The 16155-nt window shown below is 61.8% G+C and carries 16 protein-coding genes; 8 read left to right on the forward strand and 8 right to left on the reverse strand.

The annotated features are described in order from the left end of the window. The first annotated feature begins 6 nt into the window (after positions 1 to 6). From AC1RU4_RS09340 to AC1RU4_RS09365, 6 genes are read left to right on the forward strand one after another with little or no spacing between them, the layout of a single operon-like run. Positions 7 to 363: an EexN family lipoprotein gene (locus AC1RU4_RS09340; protein ID WP_492890798.1), complete on the forward strand. Its 357-nt coding sequence runs from the start codon at positions 7 to 9 to the stop codon at positions 361 to 363. A 6-nt stretch (positions 364 to 369) separates the two neighbouring features. Then, positions 370 to 1719 (forward strand): P-type conjugative transfer protein TrbL, encoded by a 1350-nt coding sequence (gene trbL / locus AC1RU4_RS09345; protein WP_492890799.1) that lies wholly within the window; start codon positions 370 to 372, stop codon positions 1717 to 1719. Between the two features lie 3 nt (positions 1720 to 1722). Continuing rightward, positions 1723 to 2418, forward strand: a complete 696-nt coding sequence (gene trbF / locus AC1RU4_RS09350) for a conjugal transfer protein TrbF (RefSeq protein WP_492890800.1) — start codon at positions 1723 to 1725, stop codon at positions 2416 to 2418. A gap of 14 nt (positions 2419 to 2432) precedes the next feature. Beyond that, complete coding sequence (trbG, locus tag AC1RU4_RS09355; protein WP_492890801.1) at positions 2433 to 3425, forward strand: P-type conjugative transfer protein TrbG; 993 nt, start codon at positions 2433 to 2435, stop codon at positions 3423 to 3425. Next, complete coding sequence (locus AC1RU4_RS09360) at positions 3422 to 4693, forward strand: TraB/TrbI/VirB10 family type IV secretion system protein (RefSeq protein ID WP_492890802.1); 1272 nt, start codon at positions 3422 to 3424, stop codon at positions 4691 to 4693. Before trbG ends, AC1RU4_RS09360 begins: the two co-directional genes overlap by 4 nt. Then, positions 4690 to 4953, forward strand: coding sequence for a DUF2274 domain-containing protein (locus AC1RU4_RS09365; RefSeq protein WP_492890803.1), 264 nt, complete (start codon positions 4690 to 4692; stop codon positions 4951 to 4953). Before AC1RU4_RS09360 ends, AC1RU4_RS09365 begins: the two co-directional genes overlap by 4 nt. On the opposite strand, the gene AC1RU4_RS09370 is transcribed toward AC1RU4_RS09365, so the two are convergent. From AC1RU4_RS09370 to AC1RU4_RS09405, 8 genes are all read right to left on the reverse strand, one after another. Further along, a complete protein-coding gene (locus AC1RU4_RS09370; RefSeq protein ID WP_492890804.1) occupies positions 4915 to 5796 on the reverse strand; it encodes a LysR family transcriptional regulator in 882 nt (293 codons plus the stop codon). The genes AC1RU4_RS09365 and AC1RU4_RS09370 overlap by 39 nt on opposite strands. Positions 5797 to 6079: 283 nt before the next feature. Next, on the reverse strand, positions 6080 to 6847 hold the full coding sequence (locus AC1RU4_RS09375) for a maleate cis-trans isomerase family protein (protein WP_492890805.1): 768 nt from the start codon (positions 6845 to 6847) through the stop codon (positions 6080 to 6082). 63 nt (positions 6848 to 6910) lie between these two features. Continuing rightward, entirely contained in the window at positions 6911 to 8125 is a 1215-nt protein-coding gene (locus AC1RU4_RS09380) for an amino acid ABC transporter substrate-binding protein (protein ID WP_492890806.1), read from the reverse strand. 46 nt (positions 8126 to 8171) lie between these two features. Further along, positions 8172 to 9560: a dihydroorotase gene (locus AC1RU4_RS09385; RefSeq protein WP_492890807.1), complete on the reverse strand. Its 1389-nt coding sequence runs from the start codon at positions 9558 to 9560 to the stop codon at positions 8172 to 8174. 19 nt (positions 9561 to 9579) lie between these two features. Continuing rightward, the gene (locus AC1RU4_RS09390) at positions 9580 to 10296 is read right to left on the reverse strand and encodes an ABC transporter ATP-binding protein (protein WP_492890808.1); all 717 of its coding nucleotides are present in this window, start codon (positions 10294 to 10296) and stop codon (positions 9580 to 9582) included. Next, positions 10293 to 11075, reverse strand: coding sequence for an ABC transporter ATP-binding protein (locus AC1RU4_RS09395; RefSeq protein WP_492890809.1), 783 nt, complete (start codon positions 11073 to 11075; stop codon positions 10293 to 10295). The genes AC1RU4_RS09390 and AC1RU4_RS09395 overlap by 4 nt, the downstream gene beginning before the upstream one ends. Beyond that, positions 11062 to 12030 carry a branched-chain amino acid ABC transporter permease gene (locus AC1RU4_RS09400; protein ID WP_492890810.1) on the reverse strand — a complete coding sequence of 323 codons (969 nt, stop codon included), beginning with the start codon at positions 12028 to 12030 and terminating at the stop codon, positions 11062 to 11064. The genes AC1RU4_RS09395 and AC1RU4_RS09400 overlap by 14 nt, the downstream gene beginning before the upstream one ends. Continuing rightward, complete coding sequence (locus AC1RU4_RS09405; protein ID WP_492890811.1) at positions 12027 to 12953, reverse strand: branched-chain amino acid ABC transporter permease; 927 nt, start codon at positions 12951 to 12953, stop codon at positions 12027 to 12029. Before AC1RU4_RS09405 ends, AC1RU4_RS09400 begins: the two co-directional genes overlap by 4 nt. A gap of 287 nt (positions 12954 to 13240) precedes the next feature. Between AC1RU4_RS09405 and AC1RU4_RS09410 the strand changes: the two genes are divergently transcribed. Together AC1RU4_RS09410 and AC1RU4_RS09415 are read left to right on the forward strand one after the other, a co-directional pair. Beyond that, entirely contained in the window at positions 13241 to 14080 is an 840-nt protein-coding gene (locus tag AC1RU4_RS09410; protein WP_492890812.1) for an ABC transporter substrate-binding protein, read from the forward strand. Between the two features lie 38 nt (positions 14081 to 14118). Next, positions 14119 to 15780, forward strand: coding sequence for an amino acid ABC transporter permease/ATP-binding protein (locus AC1RU4_RS09415; RefSeq protein ID WP_492890813.1), 1662 nt, complete (start codon positions 14119 to 14121; stop codon positions 15778 to 15780). The last annotated feature ends 375 nt before the right edge of the window (positions 15781 to 16155 follow it).

Raw genomic sequence — 16155 nt, forward strand, 5'->3', positions numbered from 1 at the left:
GCCGCCATGCTCGGACAACTCATCCGCCTGTGCGCCGTGACAGCGATCGGATTCATCGCTGTCCTTCTCATCCAAACCGCACGCGCTGCCGATACGGTCGACAGTCTTGCCGCCGATCCCGAACGGCTGCGCGAAGTGCAGAAGCTCTGCAAGGATGATTGGGCGGCCGCCGGCGAGGAGCTTTGCACCGCTGCGAGCAAGGCCCGCCGGAAACGCTTCATGGGCTCCGGCCAGACACCCTATACGCCGCATGCGATCGAGCTGTTCCCGTCGCTGAATGAGGATGGCACGCCAAAAGACAGCAAGGAACCACCGTCGGTCGCCCCAGGCAAACGCCAGCCTGCGAAGCCGGAGGTCGATTGACCGCCCATGGACAATCTCTCCGTCATCGACCGCTTCACCGATACCTTCTCGCAGTACATCGACAGCGGTTTCGGTCTGCTGGGCAACGAGATCGCCTTTCTCTCCGCCACGCTGATCGTCATCGACATCACGCTGGCGGGTCTGTTCTGGGCGTTCGGCGCGGGTAATGACGAGATTCTGGCGAAGCTCATCAAGAAGGTGCTCTATGTCGGCGCCTTCGCCTACATCATCACCAACTTCAATTCGCTGGCCGGCATCATCTTCAAGTCCTTCGCCGGGCTTGGGTTGACCGCGTCCGGCTCCGGCCTGTCGCAGGACGATTTCCTGCGGCCCGGCAAGCTTGCCTCTGTCGGCGTGGATGCGGGCCGGCCGATCCTCGAACAGATCGGCGAGCTTTCCGGTTTCACCTCCGTCTTTTCCAATATCGACACGATCGCCGTTCTGTTCCTCGCTTGGCTGGTCGTCATCATCAGCTTCTTCGTGCTCGCGGTGCAGCTCTTCGTGACGCTGCTCGAGTTCAAGCTGACGACGCTCGCCGGCTTCGTGCTGGTGCCCTTCGCACTCTGGAACAAGACCGCTTTCCTCGCCGAACGCGTGCTCGGCAACGTCGTGTCCTCCGGCATCAAGATCCTGGTGCTCGCTGTCATCGTCGGAATCGGCAACGGCCTCTTCGCCGAATTCCGCGCGGCGGCGCCTGCAGAACCTTCCATCGATCATGCGCTCGCGATCATGTTGGCATCGCTCGCCATGCTGGGACTTGGCATCTTCGGCCCATCGATCGCGACCGGTCTCGTATCCGGCGCTCCCCAGCTCGGCGCCGGTGCAGCGGCCGGAACGGCACTCGCAGCCGGCGGCATGGCAGTGGCGGCTGGTGCCGGCGCTATGGGTGCCGCGCGTCTCGGCGGAGCCGCAATCGGTTCCGGCGTCAGGGCCGCGACCACCATGTCGGGCGGCGCTCGCACAGCTTTCGAATTGGGCAGCGGCACGTCGGGCGCATCGGGCATGGGAGCCGTAGGAGCTGGTCTTTCAGGTGTCGCCCGAGCCGGCGGCGGCACTTTCGTGCATGCCGGTCGCAACGTCGTCTCGCGCGTCGTAGGTGGCATCGGGACTCGAGCGGCTGCGGGTTCGCGCGGTGCATGGACTGCCACCGGCGGCAAACCGATGGAGGCGATGACCGAAGCCGCCAATGACGCTCCGTTCGCCCAATCCGGCAATGCGCCTGCATGGGCCAGTCGCCCGCGGCACGGATCGCGAACCTCGCAGATATCTCATGGCGCCACCACCGCGGCTCACACCTTGCGCTCCGGCGACCATGGCGGGCCGGGCGCCAATCCATCGCTGCGACAGGAGGATTGACCGATGCGCTTCAAACGCGCCGGCGTGCGCTATTCCGAAACGCCTGAACCAACCACGCCCTATCAGGCTGCCGGCCAGCTTTGGGACGAGCGCATCGGCTCCGCCCGCATTCAGGCCCGTAACTGGCGACTTATGTCCTTCGCCTGCCTGACGCTCGCCATTGGCATGGCCGGGGGTCTGCTCTGGCAGGCGGGTCGCTCGACCGTCACGCCCTACGTGGTCGAGGTCGACCAACTAGGACAGGTCAAGACGATTGGTCCGGCCGTCGAAGCCTATCGGCCGACCGACGCGCAGGTCGCGCACTCGCTCGCACGCTTCATTCAGAATGTTCGCGCATTGCCGACCGATCCGGTCGTGGTTCGCCAGACCTGGCTTGAAGCCTACGACTTCACCACCGATCGCGGTGGCGCAGCACTCAACGACTACGCCCGCGCCAACGATCCTTTCGGCAAGGTCGGCAAGATCTCGATCGCCGTCGAAATCACCAGCGTGGTGCGTGCGTCGGAGTCCTCATTCCAGATCCGATGGATCGAGCGCCGATACGAGAACAACCAGCTTGCCGGCACCGATCGCTGGACCGGCATTCTCACCATCATCCTGCAACCGCCGCGCACCGAAGACCGGCTGCGCAAGAACCCCCTCGGCATCTACGTCAACGGCATCAACTGGAGCCGTGAGCTCGGCTCCAACGGGTCGTGAAGGAGAACAACATCATGACCTGTATATCACCTTGCCGCATTCTCCTTCTGTCGTCAGCAGCATTGCTCGCAGGCTGCGCTGGGAAGACGCCACCACCGGAAATTTCCCTCGACGAACCTTACGAGGCGAACCGCATCGTCGAGCCTATCGGCCCTGTCGAAGTGGTCGAGGTGCCGAAGCCGCTGCCGCTGCCCGGCCAGTTAAAGCCGCTGCCGGTCAAGGGCGGGACGGTGGAACCCGCCGATCCAAAACAGCGCATCGCCACGGCCAACAATGCCGCCCGCGTGCAGCCGACGCGCTCCGGCTACGTGAACGCCACGCAAGTCTGGCCTTACGCGGCGGGCGCGCTCTATCAGGTCTATGCCAGCCCGGAAAAGGTGACGGACATTGCCCTGCAGAGTGGCGAGGAACTGATATCGGTCTCGGCCGGCGATACGGTGCGTTGGGTGATCGGCGACACGACGAGCGGTGCAGGCAACGCCCAGCAGACGCACATATTGGTGAAGCCGACGCGGCCGGATCTGAAGACGAATCTGGTCATCAACACCAACCGTCGCACCTATCTTCTCGAGCTCACTTCGACGCCGCAGACCTGGATGGCGTCGGTTTCATGGGAGTATCCCCATGATCGTCTCATGGCGCTGCAACGGCAGAACGAGCGGGCCGAAACGGCAGCACCTGTCTCCAATGCCGTCGCGCTTGAGCGCGTCAAATTCCGCTACGAGATAACCGGCGACAATCCGTCCTGGCGGCCAACGCGCGTCTTCGACGATGGCGAAAAGGTCTACATCCAATTCCCGGCCGGCATAGCCCAGGGTGAGCTTCCGCCGCTCTTCGTCGTCGGCCCCACCGGCGAAAACCAGCTCGTGAACTATCGGGCAAAGCCGCCCTATTACATCGTCGATCGCCTGTTCGGCGCGGCTGAACTGCGCCTTGGCGGCGAGAAGCAGCAGGTGGTTCGGATATCGCGCACCGATGGAAAGCGGCGGGGGATCTTCGGGCTATGAGCATACCGCCGAAATCACCGCCGCCGAATCTCGCGATCCGTGCCAAACCGAAACCCGTCACTCGATTGAACCGCTGGACGCTGATCGCGCTTGCCGGTGTCTCATCCGCCGCAGTGCTCGGCGCAATGATCTGGGCGCTGCAAGGCAGGGATCGCAGCGGTCAGGCCGGCGAGGAGCTTTACACCACCGATCGCGTCAATCCGGCCGAAGGGCTGCAAACGCTGCCGCGCGATTACACAGCGGTCCAGCCGCCGCGGCTTGGGGCACCTTTGCCCGGTGAGTTGGGGGGACCCATCGTCCGAACCGAACGCGAGACCGGCATCCAGCCAATGCCGGAGCGGCCGAATTTCCGGCCCGATCCCGAAGAAGACGCCAGGCGCGCAGCGCGTCTGCGCGCGCAGCAGGAGTCGGAAGCGGCGGCCAAGGCGGCTGTCTTCTTCCAGACAACGAAACCGCGACAGGACGTGGCGGCATCCGCGGCATCGGCCGAGCCCAATCGCCTCGATCTGACGGCTATTCCGGCGCCCGCCGCGGAAGCTGCCGTTGCACCACCGGCGGACGAGATGACCACGCAGAACATGCAGGACCGCAAGTCAGCATTCGTCACCCAGGCGACCGATGAGAAGATTTACGGCTCCGGCGTGCTCCAGACGCCGCGCTCGCCTTATCAGGTCATGGCGGGCACTGTCATTCCGGCCTCGCTCGTGACCGGCATCAACTCCGATCTGCCCGGCCAGATCATCGGCACCGTAACCGAGAACGTCTATGACACCGTGACCGGCCGGCGTCTGCTCATTCCGCAGGGTGCTCGGCTGATAGGACAATATGATTCCGGAGTCGCGTTCGGGCAGAGCCGCGTGCTGCTGGTCTGGAGCCGTCTCATCATGCCGGATGGTTCCTCGATCGTCCTCGACCGTCTCTCCGGCGTCGACACGGCTGGCTATTCTGGCCTGGAGGACGAGGTCGACAATCACTGGTTCCGCCTGATCGGCGGTGCGGTCCTCTCCTCGCTGCTCGGCATCGGTGCGGAGTTGGCGGCGCCGGAGAATAGTGGCGGAGATGGGGACACTATCATCGTTGCCACACGTGATGGCGCTCAGGAAACGATCAACGACGTCGGCCAGCAGATCACCCGCCGTAATCTCAATATCCAACCAACCTTGAAGGTGCGGCCAGGTTTTCCGGTCCGCGCCATCGTCAACAAGGATCTGATCCTGCAACCGTACCGGGCCGCGCCGCTCACGGCGAATATCGGGAGGGATGATTGACCAAAAAACTTAGTCTCGGGCCGGTACCGAATTCCGAGTCCGTCAAGCTAACCATCACGGTGAGCGCGCTGCTTCGGGCCGATCTCGATCGATACGCCAGCCTGCATTCCGAGCTTCACGGCACGCCGGTCGATGCCGTGACGTTGGCGCCGCTCATGCTCGAAACCTTTATCGCTCGTGACAAGGGTTTTCGCGCAGCCCGTGCTAATCGATCCGGCGGATCAGGTAATCGTCCGCGCAACGTCGATGAAGCGGGATAGCGGCTCCACCGGCTCTTCGTCGCGCGTCATTAGCCACGTTCTCACATCTTCCGATGCATCATGCAGCGGCTGAAGTACCAGCCCGTCAGCACCTATTGCTTCGAGCTGCGCCGCCGTCGCAACGCCGATGCCGTAGCCGGCGAACACAAACATCACCAGCATGCAGAGCGTGGTGACGCGATCGACGATGTTCGGTGTCGAAGTCGCCGTGCGCACGATCTGCTCGATCTGGCACTGGTGTCCCAAGCCGGTATCCGGCCGGCACAGTACGAGGGCCTCCTGCATGAGATCGGCTAGCCCAAGCCGATCCTTCGCCGCCAGTGGATGGTGGCTTGGAACGACCGCGACAAGCGGATCGCGCCACAATGCATCCGCGACGAAGCCCTTGCCGTATCCGCTTTCCGGTGCAAGCACCGCATCAAGAGATCCATTCCGCAATTCACTGACCTTCTGCATCATCGGTGCTTCATGCACATGCACGCAAACATGCGGGTTCGATTCCCTCAAGGCCGCAAGAAGCCGGGCAACGCGCGGCAACGGTACGCCGTCGCCAATGCCTAGATGCAGATGGCTGGCTCCATTCCCACTGGCCATGCGCACGTCAATCTGAGCCTCATCAGCCGCCGCCAGCAATGCGCGCGCATGAACAAAGAGGCGTTCACCAGCTGGGGTTAGCCTAGTCGATCGCCTGGTGCGCTCGAACAGCTTCACATTCAACTGGGCTTCCAGATTCCGGATCGAGCGTGATAACGGCGATTGCTCAATTCCTGCACGTTCGGCCGCGCGCTTGAAATGCAGTTCCTCCGCTACGGCAAGGAAATGGCGAAGATGACGCAGGTCCAATCGTTCGTTCCTTTCCGGCTTTCGATCGACGGGCGTTGGTGAGTTCGCGGCGTGTTTTGGAGGCGCTCCTTCGTTTGCCAATCGGTTATTTGTTCACGCACCTGGACCGCGTCTGGGCAACCTCGCACGCGAGGTTAATTGCCTAGGCAAAGCCGTGGAAATAAACCTCCAGGCCGAAACAGGAGCCTTCTCCGGAAGGGAGCACGGCTCGGAAATTTCTTACGACTACCGCAAAGAACATAATATATCTGCTTAAGTATAGGCATAATAACGGACGGGACGCTCAATATAATTGTAAGGTCAGAAGCTTTCCTCGCCCCGCCAGCGAGGTTTTGCAGTTGACAGCTCTCAAGCAATTCCATGCCAGCGCTTGGTTGCTTGCAATTACTGGTCGACCAATGGTTTTTTCAATATTATCCAAAATCTCCGATGTCATGAGAGCCGTACACGATATAAATAATGCCTCAACTCGTGCGTCTTCCATGAGTTCGACAGCTGCTGCGCTGAACGATTCCGGCGTGATATAGGAACGCTGATCGTTATCGCGGACAGGAAAGTAACCCCTGCGAACGATTGTTAGCCCCTCCCGCTCCAAATAGCCTGCGACCAGTTGGTTGACTTCTCCAATGTAGGGTGTGAGCAGCGAAATCCGTCTACATCCGAGCTGCGCAAGGCCCTTAAGGGCAGCGGAAACTGGGTCGGTCACCACGACGCCAGGATGCACGCGTCGGATCTCGGTGGCGATTACCTCAGGCCCCAGCGCCATGGCAGCCGAGGTGCATCCAAAGGCGATGACATCAACCCTGTTGGTCGGCAGCAGATTGGCGGCGGTAGCGCTGATGCTATCCTTGAGGGCATTCAGCGTCGAGACATCGAGGTAGTGCGGGCTGGGAATGCGATGCGTCTGGAGGCGCACCGGCGCGCCGTCGAGAAACCGAGCCACGTCAGGCTGGATGGTGCTGTCGTTCGACAGGGCAATCAGCCCAATCGTGGGGTCTGGCTCGGCCCGGAAGGCGACGGCCATCTCCTGCCATTGCGTACTGTCAAACATTTAAAGATCCTCATCGTTCTCGAAGCCGCCTGCCTGCGGAATATAGCGGGCGGGACAGTCAGATCATGGGAAGGGCTTGCGCGGGTAGCGCACCGGTGCTGCCGCCGCCGTCTTGGGATAGACGGGGACCGCGACCCCGTTCTGCACTTGGGCGACGATGGCGGTGGCCTTCTCGTCCACGCCGGCATCGTTGAACTTCAGCGGGCCGAAGAAGATCTCCGTGTCGAGCTGGAGCATGGCATCGCGCACCTTCACCGGATCAACGCTCTGCGCCTTCTCAATGGCGAGCTGGAGCGCCAGGGCGCCGGCGGTTCCCGAGGCGGAGATGTAGGTCGGCTTATCGCCACCAAACAACTTCTCGTAGCCGGCGACGTAGGCCGCATTATCGGCGATGACGGCGCCCTTGTAGGGCAGGCTTGGGTCCCAGAGCTGCACGCCGAACAAGTCTTCGGACGCCGGGCCGAGGGCGTTCAGGAAGTCCGAGATGCCGACCGCGAAGGCGAAGCCGATGAGCTTCGGGTTCACCTTCAGCGATTGCAGCGTCTTGATGAGCAGGATGGAATCCTGGACGTAGCCGGTCACGATCAGCACGTCGGGGTTGGCCTCCTTTAGCGCCGTGGCGACGCTGGAGAGATCGGCAGCGCCCTTGGGGTATTTGGTGGAATAGACCACCTTCATCCCTCCGGCCTCGGCCTTCCTGCGCGCCGCCGCGGCGAAATCATTGGGCAGGAGGTCGTCAGGGCCGACGATGGCCATGCTCCGCGGCTTGTCCGGGACGGTCTGGAGTAGCGCCATCATCGGATCGAGTGTGCCGGCCGCCAGCGGGGTCGGGCAGAAGATGAACTTGTAGCCCCGCTGGTAGAGGCTATTGGCCGTCGCCATGGGGGTCATGGTGATGACCTTGTACTTCTCGCTAATGGCCGCCGTCGCCGTGGCGATGCCGGAGGAATACGGGCCGAGGATGAAGCTCACCCCGTCCTCCGTGATCAGCTTCTCCGTGAGCCGCGCCGAGGTCTGCGGCTTGCTCTCGTCGTCGTAATAGATCACCTCCACGGGCATCTTCCTACCGCCGACGGAGACACCGCCGGCATCGTTCACCAGCTTCTCCCAATAGGCATAGCCGTTCTTCAGGAGGTGGCCTTCGCGCGAGAAGGTGCCCGTGAGGCTCACCGCCGCGCCGATCTTGAGCTTTTCCTGTGCTTCGGCGAGGCCCGCCGAGCCGAGCAGCACGGCGAGCCCGAGGACCGCCGCCCCTTTGAAAACGCTTCTCCTGTGCATGGCAAACTCCTGCTGTTCCCGAAAGGTTGTTGGTGCTTTTTTGGTCTCAGGCGGCGGCGGTGCCGGGCACGAACTGCCCGTAGCCCGGTTCGCCGACGAGCTTGCCGTCCTGGGCGACGATGCTGCCGCGGACGATGGTGTGGGTAGCGGCGCCCCTGGCGCCCATGCCCTCCCAGCTGGTGAAGCCGACCCGCGAGAGCATGTCCGTGTCGCGGAACACCACCTCTCGGCTCATGTCGGCCAGGGTGAAGTCGGCATCCGCGCCCGGCTGGATCACGCCCTTGCGCGGGAAGATGCCGAAGCGCCGGGCCGGGGCCTCGGCGGCGAGGCGGGCGACATCGTTGAGGGTGAGGCGGCCTTCGTTCACCGCATTGAGCAGCAGCGGCACGAACTCCTGCGCACCGGTGACGCCAAGCGGTACGGAGAACAGGTCCTGCCAGCCCGAATCCACGTCTTCCTTCGAATGGGGCGCATGTTCCAGCACCACCATGTCGGCGGTGCCGGACTTCAGGGCGTCCCAGCCGCTCTCGGGGTCATAGGCCCAGTTATAGGTGCGCGGGCCCACCTTCTCCATTTGCGCGCGGGACATGAACATGGTGCCCAGCTCCAGTTCGCATGACACGTCCTGGCCGAGGTCGAACTTGGCGTGGCGCACCATCTCGTTGGCGCCGGAGGGCATGACGCCGAGATGCAGCACATGGAGCTTCACACCGCAGACGCGGGCGTAGTAGAGCGAGGCGGCGAGCCCCGCCACCATGCCATGGCCGTACATGTAGCCCTTGGAGAAGCTCTCGTGATAGGCGAGCGCGTCGGAGCGGCCCTTGTCGATATAGTCGCGGAAGGTCAGCCGCTTGCACCATTCGGGATCGTCATGGTGCACGGAGGCGACGAGCCCTACGTCGCGGGTCGCCTCGTAGAGCTCGTAGAGGATGCCGTGGTCCAGCACGCCCAACTCGGAGATGTAGGGATAGACCTCCTTGATGTGGCGTGTGTTGAAGATCTTGATGCCGATGGCCCCGGCCTTCGCCAGCGCCTCCACCGTGCGTGGATAGAGCCCGCCGCCGTAGAGCGCATAGTCCACATGGGCCTTGGGGGCGACCAGCGCCTTCTTCGCCTCGAAATCCTCCAACGTGGTAGGATGGGGTGTGTTGTTGGTCATGTCGATGCACATGGTCACGCCACCCACCGCTGCCGCGCTGGAGCCGGTGCGGAAGTCCTCCTTGTAGGTGTGGCCGGGCTCGCGGAAGTGGCAGTGCACGTGCCAGATGCCCGGCAGCACTTCGAGCCCTCTGGCATCCACCCGGCGCGTCGCTTCGCCAAACGGGCCGCCGATAGCGGCGATCTTGCCGCCCATGATGGCGATATCCGCGCGATAGGACGAGGATGGGGTGTGGATCGTGCCGTTTTCGATCACGAGGTCATAGGGCTGGGACACTTGATGCTCCTTACGCGGATCAGTTGAGGCCGAGATAGGCGGCGCGGATGTCCTGGCGTTGCAGGAGTTCATGCGCGGGGCCGTCTATGGTCACGCGGCCGGTGTCGAGCACGTAGCCGCGGGTGGCGATCTCCAAAGCGAGGCCCACGTCCTGCTCCACCAGCAGCACGGTGATGCCCCGGTCGCGATTGATGAGGCGGATCGCATCGGCGATGCGCTCGACAATCACCGGGGCAAGGCCCAACGACATCTCGTCCACCAGGAGCAGGCTCGGGCGGGACATAAGCGCCCGGCCGATAGCACACATCTGCTGCTCGCCGCCGGAGAGAAGCCCGGAGAGGCGGTGCTGGAGGCGCACCAGTTCGGGAAACAGCGAGAAGACGAAGTTGAGATCGTCGTCTTCCCCCGCCCTGCCCTTGCGCGCGGTGGCGCCGAGCCTCAAATTCTGGCGCACCGTGAGGCCGGCGAACAGACGGCGCCCTTCCGGTACCATGGCGATGCCGAGCTTCGCCCGCTCATAAGATTTCAGCGGAACGAGATCCGTGCCCTCGAACCGCACCGTGCCCGTGCGGATCGGCACGAGCCCCGTCAGCGCGCGCAGCAAGGTGGTCTTGCCCGCACCATTAGCGCCGACTAGGGCGATGATCTCGCCCTTGCGGAGGTCGAAGCTCACATCCCACAGCACCCGGCTGTCGCCATAGCTGACGGCGAGGCTGTCCACGGCGAGCATGGTCATGCGATGCCTCCCGGCTGGCTTTGGGCTGCTTGGCTTTGCGCTGCCTGTGCCTTGGCGAAGCGCTGGCCGAGATAGGCCTCGACCACCTTCGGGTTGGCAATCACGCTCTGCGGCGTCCCCTCGGCGAGCTTGGCGCCGAAGTTCAGCACCATTATGCGGTCGCACAATGCGAGCACCGCCTTCATCACATGCTCGATGATGACGACGGTGAGGCCCGCCTGCTTCAGGCTTCTGACAAGGTCGATCATGCGCTCGATCTCGGTGTGGTTGAGCCCAGCCATGACCTCGTCGAAGAGGATGATCTTCGGTCCCATGGCGAGCGCCCGCGCCACCTCCAGGCACTTGCGGTCGGCGAGGGTCAGATGCGGCGGGAGGAACTCGGCCTTGGCGGACAAGCCGACCCGCGCGAGCGCCGCGTCGGCGGCGGCGAGATAGGCGGGCCGGGCGCGCAGTCGGGCATGTCCGAACATGGCGCCCACCGCCACGTTCTCCGTGACGCTCAGTTGCTTGAACGGCTGGACGATCTGGAAGGTGCGGGCGATGCCGAGGCGGGACAGACGATGCGGCGGCAGGCGCGTTATATCCGTTCCGTCGAACCGGATGGTGCCGGCGTTGAGCGGATAGACCGCCGAGATGGCATTGAGTAGAGTCGTCTTGCCCGCGCCGTTGGGGCCGATGACGCCGAAGATCTCGCCTTCGGCGACATCGAAGGAGACCCCGGCCAGCGCCTTCACGCCGCCGAAGTGGATTTCAAGGTCGCGCGCCTCAAGCATTGCCATGACGCGACCTCCAGCTCCGCGCCGCCCGCCGTGAGGCATCGATGATGCCGTTGGGGGCGAGCAAGCAGATGATGACGATGAGCACCCCGAAGACGACTTGATGCGCTTGGAGGAAGCCGCCCCAGACGAAGGTGCTTAGTAACTCGAGCGCGAAGGCGCCCACCACCGGGCCGATGACGGTGCCCATTCCGCCGAGGATCAGCATCATGTAGGCCTTCACGCCGACCGCGGGATCGAACGCGCTCACCGGCTCGATATAGGTGATCCAATAGGCCCAGACCCCGCCGGCAAATCCAGTGACGCCCGCCGAGATGGCCCAGGCCAGCACCTTGGTGGCGGTGGTGTCGATGCCCATCACGCCCGCCGCCCGCTCGCCGTCCCGGATGGCGCGCAGCGCGTAGCCGAACGGCAGTCGCAAGATGACGGCGACGATGACGGTGGAGGCCACCATGCCGGCGAGCATTACCAGATAGATGATGCGGTAGAGCGGTCCCGGCGCCATATCGCTCAGCGGCAGCGGCAGCCCCTGCGCGCCGCCGGTGACGCCGCCCACCTGGATCACCAGCTGGATGGCGGCAAGGTTCAGCGCAACGGTGGCGATGGCGAAATAATGCCCGCGCAGCCGCAGGATCGGCCAGCCGATGATCCCGGCGACGGCGGCCGAGAAGAGGACCGCCGCCACCAGCGCCACCGGGAACGGCACACCCAATGTCATGGCGACGCCGCACGTGTATGCGCCGAAGCCGAAGAACACCGCGTTGCCGAAGGCGTGGTATCCGGCAAGGCCGACGATGACATTGAGGCCCTGGGTGACGATGGCGAACATGAAGACGGTGGTCAGCACGCGCAGCCAGTAATTGTTCAGGACGAGGGGTGCTGCTGCGAGCACGATAACGCCGAAGATCAGCGCGCCGAGGGCGATGCGGCGCTGGAGGACGGGTGAGGAGAGGCTCATGCGTGCTCTCCGAAGAACGCTTTGCCGAACAGCCCCTGGGGCCGCAACACCAGCACCAGCAGGAACAGCGCAAACCCCACGATCTCCTGGTAGTTGGCGCCAAGGAAATAGCCCGACCAAGCCTGCACCAGCCCGTAGATGAAGCCGGCGATAATGCACCCTTCTACCGAGCCGATGCCGCCAAGGACGGTGATGACGAATACTGCGCTGAGGAAGGTGACGCCCATGCCCGGCACGATCGGGAACAACATGGACGCGAGCGAACCGGTGGCCCCTGCAAGCGCCGCTCCGGCCCCCGCAGTGAGGGCGTAGATACGCTCGGGATTAATCCCCATGAGGGCGGAGACTTCTCGATCGAGCGCGGTGGCGAGTATCATCTGCCCGCTGTTGGTGAACCGCAAGAAAGCATAGAAGGCGGCGCCCAGCGCTATAGAAAAGCCCGCCGCGATGAGGCGGACCACCGGGACGAGTATACCGAACACCTCGATGGAGGAGGCAGCGTAGACTGCGTTCACCGAGCGCACGTCCGAGGTGAAAGCGATGGACACCGCGTCCACCATCACCAATTCGATGCCGAACGTCACCACCAGTGACAGGAGAAGGCTCGTGCGGATGATGCGGTTCAGCACGAGTGCTTGAAGCGCGTAGCCGAGCGCGAACATCACCACCATCGAAATTGGAATCGAGACCAACGGGTCGAGGCCGAGCCAGCGATACAGCCCGTAGGTCGTGTAGGCCCCAAGCATGATGAACCCGGTGTGGGCGAGATTGATTACGCCCATCACGCCCCAGACCATCGAAAATCCGATGGTCGCTATCCCGTAGAGGCCCCCGAGTAGGAGCCCGTTGGCGGTTGATTGCAACAACATAAAGTGCCCTAATACATTGATAACACATGAACATCGCCGGCCGTAGCCAATCATTTATGCACTAAGTATGCAAAATAAATTGACGGTTGCAAGAACAATTAGTACGACGATGCATACAGTGCGTGAGCGCTACCCGAAATGGCCGCTGGTGAGGTGAGGGCATTCATCTCGAGTCACCTCCCAGGCGGGCGGCGGTGTAGCGAAACGTCGGTCGCCCAGGTTGGGGCTGGCGTGTGGAGCCCTAACGGCTTCGCGTGAATTGGTGCGGGTCGAATACGAGTGAAACTGCTGGGGCAGTTTACCAACGGAGAACGAGCATGGCATGGTGTAGGTGGGCTTCGGTGGCAATCCTTGTGATTGCCGCACAGACATTTGGACTTTCGGCAAATGCAGAGGATCTCTCCTGCGAGCCTGGGAAGCTTATGGAGAAGTATCCAGGCCTTGTCGGGAAGACCATAAAGATCGGCGCGGACCCGCAGACGCCGCCTTACGTGATGCGGGATGCAAAAGACTTCAATTCCGTCATCGGATTTGACGCCGATCTTGCCAGATCGGTTCTCGAATGCGCCGGTGTCAGCTATGAATTCTTCTTGGGGGGCTGGTCCGGGCTGCTTCCGGCGACATTGAGTGGTCAGATAGATGTGCTCTGGAATGACCTTTACTACACTCCCGCACGAGCGAGAGAGGTTGATTACATACTGTATTTGCAAGCTGGCATGGGAGCTCTGGCTCGTGCCGGCAATCCGAAAAACATCAAGGATCTCGATGATGCGTGTGGCGCGTCCGTGGCCGTCGGGCTCGGCACGTTTGAGGAAACGCTGGTCAAAAAGCAGTCAGAGACATGCAAATCGGAAGGCAAAACTGAAATCGGCTTGATGACCTATCCTGATGTCGCGTCAGGCTTGCGCCTCGTCCAACATAGTCGCGCAGACATTCTGCTTACAGACCTCGCTCTAGTCGACGCCTTTGCGATCGAAAATCCTAATATATACTCACGCGCCTTCAAGATCATGTCGGGTACGACAATCGGAGCTGCGGTTAAAAAAGGAAATAAAGATCTACAACGGGCAATTTTTGACGGCCTTCAGATCCGGCAGGCCGATGGAACGCAGAAGAGGCTGCTCGAGAAATATAAGATCGACCCCGAAATGGCTCTCAAGGCTGAGGTAAAGGTCGATTGATGCGGTCAGTCCGTAGATTCCTATGTCTCAACGCCGTCGTGATACTTTCCATTGCGCTCACGACGCCGGTCTTTGCTCAAGCTGAGTCGGGTCGTGTCCCGTTCGCCTGGGCCAGCGAAACCTGGGCTTACTTTACTTCAGGATTTATGTGGGAAGGGGCGATCATCGCCGTCCAGATCACGGCACTCGGCATGACGCTAGGCCTCGGTCTCGGCCTCGGACTGGCGTTGATGCGTTTATCCTCAATCAGCGCAGTTCGCGGTGCCAGCTGGTTCTACATCTGGCTCATGCGTGGCACACCACAGCTATTGCAACTCGTTTTCATCTTCGACGCTCTACCCGCAATCGGCCTTCGTTTCGACAGCTTCACCACGGCTGTCATAGGCTTTGCTCTGAACGAGGCGGCATTCAGCGCCGAATTGATACGTGGCGGCATCCTTTCGGTGAATCGCAACCAGTTCGCTGCGGCGGCTTCACTTGGTATGAGCAGCCCATTAACGCTGCGTCGTATAATTCTGCCGCAGGCCATGTCGGCTATTCTTCCCGGCATAGCGAATGATTCGATCAGCATGCTTAAGCTTACGTCGATTGCATCTGTGATTTTCGTCAATGAGCTTACGTTTAGATCTCAACAGATTGTCGGACAAAACTTCAAGTTCTTCACCGTATTTGCGGCTGCTGCGGCGATTTATTTGACCCTGACAAGTCTAATCTCCATAATACAGTGGCTTCTGGAGGGGCACTTCGATTTTGAACGAGACCGCCATAGAAGTCGCGAAGTCTTCGATCGCCTTTTTGGAGCCTGGATCATGCGGACCAAGAGTCGAGAAGAGAGCACCCAAGTCGCGAGCGCTGTGCACGACACGCCCAATGGGGGGATCTCCGACCCCGACTGGCTACGCAGCCTACTCGCGGTCTCGCCTTTCGAGGAAAATGGCGGCGCCTTCGTGGTGTGCCGCAACGTCCAGAAGAGCTACGGCGATAAGCCCGTGCTCAATGGCGTCGATCTGGAAATCAAGCGTGGGGAGGTTGTCGCGATCCTCGGACCGAGCGGCTCGGGCAAGAGCACGCTACTACGCATGATCAATCACCTCGAGCCGATGGATTGGGGCGAGGTGACAGTTGGCGGCAAGCATGTGGGCTACGATGCCCTGCCGGGGGGAGGACTGCGACCGACCACGAGGCTCGCTCGAGCACGTGCGAATGCTCGCATTGGTATGGTTTTCCAGCATTTCAATCTGTTTAATCATCTAACAGCCTTGGAAAACGTCACCGAGACGCCGCTCCGAGTTTACGGTGAACCGGTGGCTGAAACATATGAGCGGGGCCAGCGCCTCCTTGCGGCGGTCGGCCTTGCGCACAGGAGTGACTATCGGCCTCATCGCTTGTCAGGCGGCCAGCAGCAGCGTGTCGCGATCGCCCGAGCACTCGCTATACGGCCACAGCTGATGTTGTTCGACGAACCCACCTCGGCGCTGGATCCGGAGCTTGTCGGAGAGGTTCTTGGGGTTATGCGTCTCCTCGCCAATGCTGGGATGACGATGATTGTCGTAACCCATGAGATCCGTTTCGCTCGAGAAGTTGCCGACAGAGTCGTGTTCATGGACGAGGGCGTCGTGGTTGAGCAAGGCCCCCCCGCTCAGGTTATTGACGATCCAATTCAACAGCGGACGCGACAGTTCTTGCGGATGGTTGAGTGAGCGAAAAACTGGTTCGGACAGCGGTTGCGAACAGAGATCAGTCCAGTCTATGACCTGGAACAAACGTATAGCAGGTTAGTAAACGCAATGTGTGAAGTATGCGCAATATTCGGAGCAGGTGAGCATTGGAGTGATTTCGGTCGTCTACGAAATGACCGATTTCCATTTCAGGACATCCAACTTTATCGCGAAGAGCGTAAGCGACGAATTGACCGAATCAATAACTTGTTGCTTGGCGCGGGCATCACATGTGACGACTGGGACGGTGAATCATTGGCGCTTAGGGACACTCGGGGACGCTTTCGTATCGCGCCCACGCTCAATGATTTGTGGCCACAAGCAGAAGCTCTGACCGGTCTGCGGTTCGACCCCCTC

This window comes from Ancylobacter sp. GW821-FHT10E12 (genome assembly GCF_058809335.1).